Raw genomic sequence first — 12,363 nt, 5'->3', positions numbered from 1 at the left:
CCGCCGCCCGCCAACCGCCAGGATTCCAGGCGTGGGTGGCAACCTCTCGGCGGTTCTCGGTGTCGTCTCCCTCGTCAGCGCGCTCGCCGCGGCCCTGTACGCGGTCGGCCGGCTACGCGCCCGCCGGGGCATCGCCACCGCCACCCAGCGGGCCACGTACGAGGTGCTGCACACCGCCGGGCTGGCCGCCGAGCCGCTGCGGGCGGGGCTGAGCGAGGCGGGCGCGGCGAAGGCCGTACGCCATCTGCGGGCCCTCGTGGGCGCGCCCGGCCTGGCGCTCACCGACCGGGAGAGGTTGCTCGCGCTCGACGGACGCGGCACCCACCACGGCGAGCAGCTGCTGGCCGCGGCCCGGCGGGCGGTGGCGGCCGGGCGCTCCACGGTGCTGGGCGAGCCGGAGCTGTGGTGCGACCGGGTCGACTGCCCGGTCCGGGGCGCGGTGGTCGCCCCGCTCACCGGTGCGGACGGGCGGGTGGCGGGCGCCCTGGTCGCGATCGCCGACGGCCCGCCGGCCCCGGGTCTCGTGCAGGCGACCCTGGAGACCGCGCACTGGGCCGGCAACCAGCTCGCCCTGGCCGAGCTGGACTCGTCCCGCGAACGACTGGCGCGCGCCGAGATCCGCGCCCTGCGGGCCCAGATCAGCCCCCACTTCATCTACAACGCGCTGACCGCGATCGGCTCGTTCGTGCGGACCGACCCGGAGCGGGCCCGCGAGCTGATCCTGGAGTTCGCCGAGTTCACCCGGTACTCGTTCCGGGCGCACGGCGAGTTCACGACGCTCGCCGAGGAGCTGCGGTCCATCGACCGCTACCTGACGATCGAGCGCGCCCGGTTCGGCGACCGCCTCCAGGTGCGCCTGCAGATCGCCCCCGAGGTGCTGCCGGTGACGCTGCCGTTCCTCTGCCTCCAGCCGTTGGTCGAGAACGCGGTCCGCCACGGGTTGTCCCGCAAGCCGGGCACGGGCATGGTGAGCATCGAGGCGCGGGACGCCGGCGCCGAGTGCCACATCACGGTGGAGGACGACGGGGTGGGGATGGATCCGACGACGCTGACGGCCGGCATCGCCGAGCTGGCGCGCAGCGCCGGCGACCCAGGGGAGGACTCCGGGCAGCACGTCGGCCTCTCCAACGTCGACGAGCGGCTCCGGTCGGTCTTCGGGGACGGCTTCGGCCTGGTCGTGGAGACCGGCCTCGGCTCGGACACGAAGGTGAGCATGCGGGTGCCGAAGTTCCACCCGGGCGTACGGGCGGGTTCGTGAACGAACGCAGCGGGCGACCGACGGGGGTGAACGCCGTGAACGCGTCCGGTTTCCTGAGGGTGCTGGCGGTCGACGACGAGCCGCCGGCGCTGGACGAGTTGGCGTACCACCTGCGGGCCGACCCGCGCGTGGCCCGGCTGCACACCGCCGGGGACGCCACCGAGGCGCTGCGGCTGCTGCGTGACGGCGACGTCGACGTGGTCTTCCTGGACATCCGGATGCCCGGCCTGGACGGGATGGAGTTGGCGCGGGTGCTGCGCCGGTTCGCCCGCCCGCCGGCGATCGTGTTCGTGACGGCGTACGACGACGGCGCGGTCGACGCGTTCGACCTGGGCGCCACGGACTACGTGCGCAAGCCCGTCCGCGCCGACCGGCTCGCCGAGTCGCTGCGCCGGGTGATCGGGTCGCGGGTGGTGCCGTCGCACCCGGCGGCGCTGGCCCGGGCCGAGGAGGACCCGACCATCCCCATCGAGCTGGCCGGCACCACCCGGATGCTGCCCCGCTCGGCGGTCCGCTGGGTCGAGGCGCAGGGCGACTACGCGCGGCTGCACACGGCGGACGGTTCACACCTCGTCCGGGTCTCGCTGGCCACGCTGGCGGAACGCTGGGCGGACGCGGGCTTCGTCCGGATCCACCGGTCCTACCTCGTGCAGCTGAAGCTGATCGCCGAACTGCGGCTGGTCAACTCGGGCTACGTGGTGGTCATCGACGGCACGGAGCTGCCGGTGAGCCGGCGGCACACCCGGGAGCTGAAGGACAAGCTGGTGCGCGCCGCGAAACAGGACTGGAACCGGCGGGAATAGGAGCGCTTGGTCGTACGCTGTACGGTAGGCCGTACGATATCGAAGGAGCCGCCGTGACAGTGACCGACGCCCCGTACGATGCCGCGACCGAGTTCGACCGCCAGGTGGCGCGCCTGGTGGAGCTGGGCTACCCGAAGCTGGCCGGGATGACCGAGGACGACTTCCGGACCCTCGTCCACCCGCTGCGCGCCGTGGCCGTCACCGGCGCGGCCGGGCTCCCCGCCCCGACCGAGGCGCGGGTGCCGTTCCTGCTGGTCATCACCCGTGACCTCGTGCCGGTCGAGGACCGGCTCGCGCTCACCACGCTGGCGGGCAAGCGCAAGCAGGGCTTCCTCGACCGGCACTACGCCGAGGGCGACCTGGCCCGCTTCGACCCGATCAAGGAACTGGAGGTGCCCGAGGGGCCCGCGTACCTGCTCTTCGACGTCGACCGCGGTGAGGAGACCCTGAACCTCGCCCCGTCGGCCGCCATGGAGGTCATCACCGGTCAGGACCGGCTGCCGATCACCATCGACGAGGGGCTCGCCTTCGTCACGCTCCACCCCGAGGCGCTCGCGAAGAACAAGTGCTTCTCGCTGGTCGGCTCCCGCTGCGGCGACAAGCGGGTGCCGGCGCTCTGGATCAGCCAGGGCGCGCCGAAGCTCGGCTGGTGCTGGTACGGCAACCCGCACACCTGGCTCGGCTCGGCGTCCGCGCGCCCGGAGCGGATCGGCCTGAGCTGATCCCCACGGACCCCGTGGGCGCGCGCGGAGGGTGGGCCGGTACCGCCGGCTCGCCCTCCGCCCGGCGTTTCCACCGGGTTATCCACAGGGGTGACGCGTTCTCCACAGGTTATTCACAACGCACCCCACCGATCTCCACGCCGGCTCCCTACAGTCGTGACCCATGAGGGAACGCCGGATCCTGGTCGTCGAGGACGAGCGGACCATCGCCGACGCCGTCGCCGCCCGGCTCCGCGCCGAGGGATTCACCGTGGACGTCGCCGGGGACGGCCCGGGCGGCGTCGCCACCTTCGAGGCGCGGCAACCCGACCTCGTCGTCCTGGACGTGATGCTCCCCGGCTTCGACGGCCTGGAGGTGTGTCGGCGGATCCAGGCCGAACGGCCGGTGCCCGTGCTGATGCTCACCGCCCGCGACGACGAGACCGACCTGCTGGTCGGGCTCGCCGTCGGGGCGGACGACTACCTCACGAAGCCCTTCTCGATGCGCGAGCTGGCCGCCCGGGTGCACGTGCTGCTGCGCCGCGTGGAGCGGGCCGCCGGAAACACCGCCCCACCCACCCTGCGGCTCGGCGAGGTCGAGATCCGCCAGTCGGAACGGCGCGTCCGCCGGGGCGACGCCGAGGTGCACCTGACGCCGACCGAGTTCGACCTGCTCGTGTACCTCGCCGGCCGGCCCCGGACCGTCCTGCCCCGGGAACGCCTCCTCGCCGAGGTCTGGGGCTGGGCCGAGGGCTCCGGCACCCGTACCGTCGACAGCCACGTCAAGGCCCTGCGCCGCAAGCTCGGCGCGGACCTGATCCGCACGGTCCACGGTGTCGGGTACGCGCTGGAGGTCCCGGCGTGACCAGTGGCACCCTGCGGGTGCGGGTGCGCCAGGCCCTGGATCTGCTGCCCCGCCCGCTCGACCCGGTCCGTTCGATCAAGGTGAAGCTCGGCGTCCTGCTCGTCGCCTCGGGCGCCGCCGGGGTCGGCTACTTCTGGTACGGCATCGGCTGGCTCCCGCCCCGCACGGCGGCGACGGCCATCTGCCTCGCGCTGGTCACCTCGCAGGTGCTGGCGCACGGCATGACCTCGCCGCTGCGGGAGATGACGGCCGCCGCCGGGGCGATGGCCCGGGGCGACTACACCCGGCGGGTCCGCGCCACCTCCCGGGACGAGGTCGGCCAGCTGGCCGAGGCGTTCAACAAGATGGCCGAGGACCTGCACGCCGCCGACCAGCGCCGCCGCGAGCTGATAGCCAACGTCTCGCACGAGCTGCGTACGCCCATCACCGCGCTCCAGGGCGCGCTGGAGAACATGGTCGACGGGGTCGCCGAGCCGGAACCCGCCGCCCTGCGGGCCGCGCTCGCGCAGACCGAACGGCTCGGTCACCTCGTGGCCGACCTGCTCGACCTCTCGCGCCTGGACGCGGGCGTCGTGCCGCTGCGCCGCGTACGGATCGACGTGGCCGACTTCCTCGACGAGGTGGTCGAGAACGCCACGGCGACGGCCGCCGGCGCGGGCCGGGACGTCACCTTCCGTCCGCCCGACCTGCCGGAGCCGCTGAGCGTCCACGGCGACCCGTGGCGGTTGCACCAGCTCTTCGCGAACCTGCTGGACAACGCCGCCCGGCACAGCCCCGCCGGGGGCATCGTGCGGGTGTCCGCGGAGGCGGGTCCGGGCGAGATCCGCTTCGAGGTGAGCGACGAGGGTGAGGGCATCCCGCCGGCCGAGCGTTCCCGGGTCTTCGAACGGTTCACCCGCGGCGACCGGGCCGCCGGCGGCGGGACGGGGCTCGGCCTGGCGATCGCCCGGTGGGTGGTGGAGCTGCACGGCGGTCGCATCCAGGTGCTCGACCCCGCCACCGGCACCGGCTGCCGCATCCAGGTGTCGCTACCCGCCCCAGGAACGATCCGAGGAGAGGCCGCATGACCACCCCGCCCGACCCGACGCCGGCCGACAGGTCAGCGGGCGGGACCGACCCGTCCGGACCGACCGACGGCCCGCCGGCTCCGCCACCCCCGGGCCCGGTCCACGCCGGAGCCACCGCCCGCCCGGTCCATGCCGGAGCCACCGCCACCGGCTCGTTCCATGCCGGGGTCATGGCCGCCGGCTCGTTCCATGCCGGGGTCACGGCCGCCGGCCCGGCTCCCGTCGCCCACCCACCGGCCTGGCCGGGCCGTCCCGGCTGGCCGCCGCTCGACCCGTACGGGCGGCCCGCGGCCTGGCCGCCCGCGCCGCCGGCACCGCCCTCGGCGCTGGCGCGCCGCTGGCCCGCTCTCGACCGCGCACCCCACCCGGTGCTGCTCGGCGCGGTCGGCGCCGCAGCCGCCGTCGCCGCCTCCACCGTTCCCCTCGACGGGCCGGGGCTGGGCTGGACGATCGCCACCCTGGCCGCCGTCGGCGCACTCGCCGCCACCGCCACGACCCGCGCCCGCACCGCCTCGGCCCCGGCCACGGCACCGCCCGGGCCGGCGGCGGATCCACGGCCGGCCGGGCCGGGCCGGAGCGGACCCACCACATTCACCGAACCGCTCCGGGAGGAGCGTCCGCCCGCTCCCGGACCGGCCACCACCGGACCCACCGACTCCGCCGCCGAGCCGCCAACCGCCGAGGCCGCCGCCGAGCGGCCGACCGCCGAGGCCGCCCAAGAGCCGCCGACCGCCGAGGCCGCCCAGGCGCTGCCATCCGCCGCTTCCGTCGAGGGCCCGCCACCGGCCGGCTCCACCGCGCCGGCTCCCGACCGGCGACCTTCGGGATCCACCCGGGACCAGCCGTCGGGCCCCGCGGTCCCGGCCGAGGACCGGCCGCCCGCCGGGCCGGCCGCGCTCGCGCGGGACCGGTCGCCCGGGGGCGACGAACCGGCAACGGAGCCCGATGAGGCGGCTGCCCGCCCCGGTGCCACGGGGGCACCGGGTCGGGCGGCCCGGCTGGTCTGGGCCGCCGCCACCGTCGCCCTGGTCGGCGTCGGGACGATGCGGGCCGCCGGTTGGCTCTTCGCCCTCTGCCTGCTCGCCGCGATCATGACCGGAACGCTCGCGCTCACCGGTGCCCGTACGCCGCTGGGGATGCTGCTGTCCGTGGTGTTCCCGCCCTCGGCGGCGCTCCGGGCGCTGCCGTGGGCGGCGCGGGGACTGCACCGTGCCCGCCCGGGCGGGATCGGCCGCGGGCTGGCTACCCTCGCCGTGTCGGTCGCCCTGCTCGTGCTCTTCGGCCTGCTCTTCGCGTCCGCCGACGCCATCTTCGCCAGCCTGGTGGCGGACCTGCTGCCGGACGTCTCGCCGTCCGGGGTGGTCCCCTGGGTGCTGCGCTTCGCGCTCGCCGGCGCGGTGCTGCTCGGCGCCGCGTACCTGCTGGCCCGGCCCCCCGACCTGGAGGTGCGCCCGGCGCCAGCGCGGCCGGTCCGGCGGCTGGAGTGGGCGGCGCCCCTCGTCGTCCTCGACGCCCTGTTCGCCGCCTTCGTGCTGGTCCAGCTCACCGTGCTCTTCGGTGGCTCGGCGCACGTGCTGCGCACCGCCGGCCTCACCTACGCCGAGTACGCCCGCAGCGGCTTCTGGCAGTTGCTCGTGATCGCCGGGCTGACCCTGCTGGTGATCGCCGGGGCGGCCCGCTGGGCTCCCCGAGCCACCCGGGGGGACCGGCTGTTGATCCGTGCCCTGCTCGGCACGCTCACCCTGCTCAGCCTCGTCGTGGTGGCGTCCGCGCTCTACCGGATGCACGTCTACGCCGAGGCGTACGGCGCGACCCGGCTGCGGCTGGTGGTGGCCGCCGTCGAGATCTGGCTCGGGCTGCTCTTCGTGCTCGTCGGGGTCGCCACGGTCCGGTTGCGGGCACGGTGGCTGCCGCAGCTCGTGCTGGGCACCGCCGTGCTGGCGCTGCTCGGGCTGGCCGCGGTCAACCCGGACCACCTGATCGCCGACCGCAACGTCGACCGGTACCGGCAGACCGGACGGCTCGACGTGCGCTACCTGGCCTCGCTCTCGGCCGACGCGGCACCGGCACTGGCCCGGCTCCCGGAGCCGCTGCGTTCCTGCGCGCTGCGGGACATCGCCGTCGAGCTCGGCGAGGACGACCTCCGCTCGGCCAACCTGGGCCGGGCGCGGGCCCGGCGGCTGCTGGCCGACCAGCCGGTACGGCCACCGGACGCCTCGTGCCTGATCGTCCCCCGTTGGTGACCGCCGCACCCTTGACATTCCCATCGATCCGGCGAGACTGCCGGGGTGGCCGCCGACGATCACAGGCCGGTGCCCGGAGCCGCCGAGCGGCCCGGGGCGCCCGGACCGGCGCGTCCCGAGCACGGCGGGCGGCCGCCGGTGCCGCAGCCGCGGGCGCGGATCGTGCTGGCCGAGGTGTCGCGCCGCGAGGACCGGGCCGACCGTACGCGGACGGAACTGGCCCAGCAGACCCGCGTCGGTGAGGCGCTCGTCCGGGGGCTCGTCCGGGCCCAGCTCGCCCTGGCGCTGCGGCTCTCACTCGTCGTGATGATCGCGCTCGGCGGGCTGCCCTGGCTGTTCGCCATCGCCCCCTCGGTCAGCGAGGTCACCGTCCTCGGGGTGAAGCTGCCCTGGCTGCTGCTCGGCGTGGTCAGCTTCCCGTTCCTCATCGGCGTCGGCTGGTCGTACGTGCGGCTGGCCGAGCGCAACGAGCAGGACTTCACCGACCTGGTCCAGCGGCCGGAGCGCTGAGGTGGGTAACGCCCTCGTCATCCCGGCCATCGTCGCGGTCACCCTGCTCACCGTCGGCATCGGCTTCTACGGCCTGCGGCTGGCCCGGACCACCTCGGACTTCCTCGTGGCCTCCCGGGTGGTCAGCCCCACCTGGAACGCGGCCGCGATCGGCGGGGAGTACCTGTCGGCCGCGTCGTTCCTCGGCATCGCCGGGCTGATCCTCAAGTACGGCGTCGACGTGCTCTGGTACCCGGTCGGTTTCGCCGCCGGCTACCTCGCGCTGCTGCTCTTCGTGGCCGCGCCGCTGCGCCGCTCCGGCGCGTTCACCCTGCCCGACTTCTGCGAGCTGCGGCTCGGCTCGCGGCGGCTGCGCATCCTGGCGACCGCATTCGTGATCTTCATCGGGTGGCTGTACCTGGTGCCGCAGTTGCAGGGCGCCGGGCTGACCCTCTCGACGGTCACCGGGTCGGCGTACCCGGTGGGCGCCGTGCTGGTGGCCGTGGTGGTCACGGCGAACGTGGCGCTGGGCGGTATGCGGGCCATCACGTTCGTCCAGGCGTTCCAGTACTGGCTGAAACTCACCGCGCTCGCCGTACCGGCGGTCTTCCTGGCCCTCCAGTGGCAGGCCGACGCGCGTCCCGCCGTGACCCCGCCGGACGGGCCGATCTTCCGGACGGCGACCGCCGTCGTGGTCGAGCACCCCGCGACGCTCACCTTCCCCGACGGCGAGGTCCGTGAGGTACGCGCCGGGGAGACGCTGTCCTTCGCGCCGGGCGACCCGGTGCCGGAGGTGAGCGGGGTGGCCACCGACGCGTCCGACTGGCTGCTGCCGAGCACGGCCGGCGACGACGACCGGGGGCTGTTCGCCACGTACTCGCTGATCCTCGCCACGTTCCTCGGCACCATGGGGCTGCCGCACGTGCTCGTGCGCTTCTACACGAACCCGAACGGCGCGGCGGCCAGACGTACGACCCTCGTCGTGCTGGCGCTGGTCGGCGTCTTCTACCTCCTCCCCACCATCTACGGGGTGCTCGGCCGGATCTACACCCCGCAACTGCTCGTCACCGGCCAGACCGACGCGGTCGTGGTGCTGCTCCCGGAGGCGGCCCTCGGGAGCGGGACGACCGGCCGGCTGCTCGCCGCGCTCGTCGCGGCCGGGGCGTTCGCGGCGTTCCTCTCCACCTCGTCGGGCCTGCTCACCAGCGTGGCCGGGGTGATCTCGACGGACGTGCTCGGCCGCGGGTCGGTGCGCGGGTTCCGGCTGGCCACGGTGATCGCCGGAGCGGTGCCGGCGGTCCTCGCGCTGAACGTCTCCGGGCTGGACGTCTCGCAGGTGGTCGGGCTCGCCTTCGCCGTCGCCGCGTCCAGCTTCTGCCCGCTGCTCGTGCTCGGCATCTGGTGGCGCGGCCTGACGGACCTCGGCGCCGCGGCCGGCGTGCTGGTCGGCGGCGGGGCCGCCGTCGCGGCGGTGCTCGTGACCGTGGTCGGCCCGCCGCTCACCGGCTGGCCGGCGGTGCTGTTCGCACAGCCGGCCGCGTGGACGGTGCCGCTGGCCTTCACGGTGACCGTGCTGGTGTCGATCGCCTCCCGCCGCCGGGTGCCGGCCGACATCGGCGCCACGATGCTCCGCCTGCACGCGCCCGACGCGCTGCGTCTGTAGGGACGGGACCGGGGTCGAGCAGGGCCCCTCATTACCCGGCGCGGCCGTACGTCTCGCGGATGACCGGGGGTCATCCTGGGGCCGGACCACAGTGCGGTGCCGGCCGGATACGGTCGGGTCCATGACTGGTGCGCATCCGGCGATGTCCCTTCGTGGCCTGGCCAAGGCGTTCGACGGCAAGGTCGCGGTGGCCGGCGTCGACCTGGACGTGCCGGCCGGCTCCTTCTACGGCCTGCTCGGGCCGAACGGCGCCGGCAAGACCACCACGCTGTCCATGGCGGTCGGGCTGCTCCGCCCGGACGCCGGCGTGGCGCGCGTGCTCGGCCACGACGTGTGGCGCGATCCGGTCCAGGCGAAGCACCTGCTCGGTGTCATGCCCGACGGCGTACGCCTCTTCGACCGGCTCAACGGCGCCGAACTGCTGGCGTACAACGGCCTGCTGCGCGGCATGGACCCGGCCGTTGTCGACCAGCGGGCGGCCGAACTGCTCGACGTGCTGGCGCTCGGCGACGCCGGCCGCACCCTCGTGGTCGACTACTCCGCCGGCATGAAGAAGAAGATCGGTCTCGCCTGCGCGCTGCTGCACGGCCCGCGGCTGCTCGTGCTCGACGAGCCGTTCGAGGCGGTCGACCCGGTCTCCGCGGCGCTGATCCGGGACATCCTCCAGCGGTACGTGGGAAGTGGCGGGACGGTGGTCTTCTCCAGCCACGTCATGGAGGTCGTCGAGCGGCTCTGCTCGCACGTGGCGATCCTCGCCGAGGGTGCGATCAAGCGCGCTGGCACCATCGAGGAGGTACGCGGGAAGCGTTCGCTCGAGGAGGTCTTCGTCGAGGTGGTCGGCGGGCGGACGGCGACCGGCGAGGAGTTGGCGTGGCTGTCGAACTGACCGCGCCGGCCGCGCCGGCCCGACGGGTCTCGGCGCGGCACTTCGTCCGCCTGAAGCTGCGGGTGATGGGCAACAACTTCCGCGGCCAGGGCTGGCGGATCGCGCTCTTCGTGGTCGGTGTGGTGGTCGGGCTCTGGCTGGCCGCCACCGGTTTCTTCCTGTTCGCCGCTCCCGGCCTGGCCGACGAGGGCCGGTACGCCTCGATGGTCGCCGCGTTCGGCGGTGGGCTCATGGTGCTCGGCTGGCTGCTGCTGCCGCTGGTCTTCTTCGGCGTGGACGAGACCCTCGACCCGGCCCGCTTCGCCCTGCTGCCGCTGCCGCGCCGGACGCTGGTCACCGGGCTGCTCGCCGCCGCCGCGGTGAGCGTGCCGGCGGTCGCGGTGCTGCTGGCGCTCTGCGGACTGGTGCTCACCGCCGCCGTTCTGGGCGGCTGGGTGGCGGCCGTCGTGGAGGTGGTCGGGATCCTCGCCGGTCTTCTGCTCTGCGTCGCCGCCGCCCGGGCGGTCACCAGCGCGTTCGCCTCCATGCTGCGCTCGCGCCGGGTCCGTGACCTCGCGGCCGTGCTGCTCGCGGTCGCCGCCGCGCTGCTCGGCCCACTCCAGCTGATCGGCATCTCGGCGGTGCAGGAGACGGACTGGAGCCGGCTCACCGGGGTGGCCGAGGTGGTCGGCTGGACTCCGCTGGGCGCGCCGTGGACGGTCGGCATCGACGTGGCCGAGGGCCGGGCCTGGGCGGCTCCGGTCAAGCTGCTGATCACCGCTCTCACGCTGGTGGTGCTGCTGGTGTGGTGGTCCCGGTCGCTGGAGTCGGCGATGACCGGCGCGGCGAGCACCGGGCGGGCTCCGGCGAAGGCCGGCCCGACCGGCGGCGCCGTGGCCCAGCTCTTCCCGCGCGCGGCCGGCTGGGCGGCGCGGGACCGGTTCGGCGCGATGGTGGCCCGGGACGCCCGCTACTGGTGGCGGGACGCGCGGCGGCGGGCGAACCTGATCACCGTCGCGGTCGTCGGCCTCTTCGTGCCCGTCCTGGTCAACCTGGGCGGCGCGGGTTTCGCGATGGACGCGGAGCAGGGCTTCGCGCCGGCCGGGAGCGCGTCGTCGCCGCTGCTGGTCAGCCTCTCGATGGTCTTCGTCGGCGTGCTCGCCGCGGTGACGCTGGCCAACCAGTTCGGGTTCGACGGCAGCGCGTACGCGGCGCACGTCGTGGCCGCGGTTCCGGGGCAGCAGGAGCTGCGGGCACGGATGACGGCGTTCTCGATCTACGTGGTGCCGATGCTGGCGGTGGTCGCCGTGGTGATCACCGTGGTGCTGGGTCGGCCCGCCTGGCTCGGGGTGATCGCCGGCAGCCTCATCGCCACGTACGGCGCCGGGCTCGCGGTGAACAGCTTCGTCTCCGTGCTCGGGGCGTACGCGCTGCCCGAGACGAGCAACCCGTTCGCGCTGAACACCGGCGCCGGGGTGGCCAAGAGCTTCCTCACCCTCCTGGCCATGCTCGGCACGGGCGCCGCCGCGGTGCCGATGGTGGTCGCCGCCGCCCTGCTCGGCGACATCTGGCTCTGGCTCGCCCTGCCGGTCGGCGTCGCGTACGGCGTGGGTGCCGCCCTGCTCGGCGCGTACCTGGCCGGGGACGTGCTGGACCGCCGCCAGCCGGAACTGCTGGCCGCCGTCACCCCGCGGCGCTGACGCGCGTCCGCCCAGGGGTGCGGATCGGTGCGCACCGGGCACCGTCCGGGCGGCATGATGTTTCACGTGAATCATCAGCCGGGCGCCGAGATCCACCACACCGACCCGTTCGCCGTGCCGGCCGGCCAGCGCTCCCCCGCGCGCCGGCTGCGGGGTCGGCTGGCGTCGCCCGTGACGCTCTGGACGGCGCCCGGCCCGGCCGGACTCACCGTGTCCTCGACGCTCGTCGCCGAGGGCGAGCCGGACCGCCTGCTCGGGCTCATCGACGCCGAGTCGGACCTGTGGGCGGCTGCCGAGTCCGCCGGCCGCTTCGCGGTGGCGCCGCTGACCCCGGCGCACCGCCGGCTCGCGGACCGGTTCGCGGGCCTGTTCCCGTCCCCCGGCGGGCTCTTCGCCACCGGGGAGTGGACCGACACGCCCTACGGCCCGGTGCCGGCCGACGCCGGCGGGTGGGCCGGTTGCCGCCTCGACACCGCCCGGGAGTACGGCTGGGCGCTGCTCGTCGAGGCGACGATCGAGACGGTCGAACTGGCCGAGGAGGCCGAGCCGCTGCTGCACCACCGGGGCCGCTACCGCGAGCTGAACTGATCACCACCGACCGCTCAACGGAGTGACCTGAGTCACTCGGCGCAGCCAACCCGCCGTTCGGCGCAACCGCCGACCGACGCCGATCTCGGCCTTCCCCGCCGGGGAGCGCGCTTTCTACCGT

General features: G+C 75.0%; 10 protein-coding genes and 1 pseudogene. All 11 read left to right on the top strand.

The window, feature by feature from the left end; all coding sequences use genetic code 11:
• Positions 1 to 31 precede the first annotated feature (31 nt).
• Entirely contained in the window at positions 32 to 1,258 is a 1,227-nt protein-coding gene (locus D7I43_RS27095) for a sensor histidine kinase (protein ID WP_120331408.1), read from the top strand.
• Positions 1,259 to 1,293: 35 nt separating this feature from the next.
• Positions 1,294 to 2,061 carry a LytR/AlgR family response regulator transcription factor gene (locus D7I43_RS27090; RefSeq protein WP_120331451.1) on the top strand — a complete coding sequence of 256 codons (768 nt, stop codon included), beginning with the start codon at positions 1,294 to 1,296 and terminating at the stop codon, positions 2,059 to 2,061.
• A gap of 53 nt (positions 2,062 to 2,114) precedes the next feature.
• Complete coding sequence (locus tag D7I43_RS27085) at positions 2,115 to 2,783, top strand: DUF5701 family protein (RefSeq protein WP_240033183.1); 669 nt, start codon at positions 2,115 to 2,117, stop codon at positions 2,781 to 2,783.
• A gap of 163 nt (positions 2,784 to 2,946) precedes the next feature.
• Positions 2,947 to 3,627 (top strand): response regulator transcription factor, encoded by a 681-nt coding sequence (locus D7I43_RS27080; protein WP_120331406.1) that lies wholly within the window; start codon positions 2,947 to 2,949, stop codon positions 3,625 to 3,627.
• Positions 3,624 to 4,694 carry a HAMP domain-containing sensor histidine kinase gene (locus D7I43_RS27075; protein ID WP_240033182.1) on the top strand — a complete coding sequence of 357 codons (1,071 nt, stop codon included), beginning with the start codon at positions 3,624 to 3,626 and terminating at the stop codon, positions 4,692 to 4,694. The genes D7I43_RS27080 and D7I43_RS27075 overlap by 4 nt, the downstream gene beginning before the upstream one ends.
• Positions 4,691 to 6,937, top strand: a complete 2,247-nt coding sequence (locus tag D7I43_RS34180) for a DUF4153 domain-containing protein (protein WP_275670859.1) — start codon at positions 4,691 to 4,693, stop codon at positions 6,935 to 6,937. The genes D7I43_RS27075 and D7I43_RS34180 overlap by 4 nt, the downstream gene beginning before the upstream one ends.
• 138 nt (positions 6,938 to 7,075) lie before the next feature.
• On the top strand, positions 7,076 to 7,447 hold the full coding sequence (locus D7I43_RS27065) for a DUF485 domain-containing protein (protein ID WP_120331448.1): 372 nt from the start codon (positions 7,076 to 7,078) through the stop codon (positions 7,445 to 7,447).
• Between the two features lies 1 nt (position 7,448).
• Entirely contained in the window at positions 7,449 to 9,089 is a 1,641-nt protein-coding gene (locus D7I43_RS27060) for a sodium/solute symporter (RefSeq protein WP_120331405.1), read from the top strand.
• A 121-nt stretch (positions 9,090 to 9,210) separates the two neighbouring features.
• Complete coding sequence (locus D7I43_RS27055; RefSeq protein WP_120331404.1) at positions 9,211 to 9,975, top strand: ABC transporter ATP-binding protein; 765 nt, start codon at positions 9,211 to 9,213, stop codon at positions 9,973 to 9,975.
• Positions 9,960 to 11,654: an ABC transporter permease gene (locus tag D7I43_RS27050; RefSeq protein ID WP_120331403.1), complete on the top strand. Its 1,695-nt coding sequence runs from the start codon at positions 9,960 to 9,962 to the stop codon at positions 11,652 to 11,654. Before D7I43_RS27055 ends, D7I43_RS27050 begins: the two co-directional genes overlap by 16 nt.
• Before the next feature lie 51 nt (positions 11,655 to 11,705).
• Positions 11,706 to 12,242: pseudogene (locus D7I43_RS27045) on the top strand (flavin reductase family protein); the annotation flags it as partial.
• Positions 12,243 to 12,363 lie beyond the last annotated feature (121 nt).

This window comes from Micromonospora globbae, assembly GCF_003610785.1.
GTDB classification, from domain to species: Bacteria; Actinomycetota; Actinomycetes; order Mycobacteriales; family Micromonosporaceae; genus Micromonospora; species Micromonospora globbae.
Note: the sequence above shows the minus strand (reverse complement) of the source record. Positions and strands in the feature narration are given on the sequence as shown.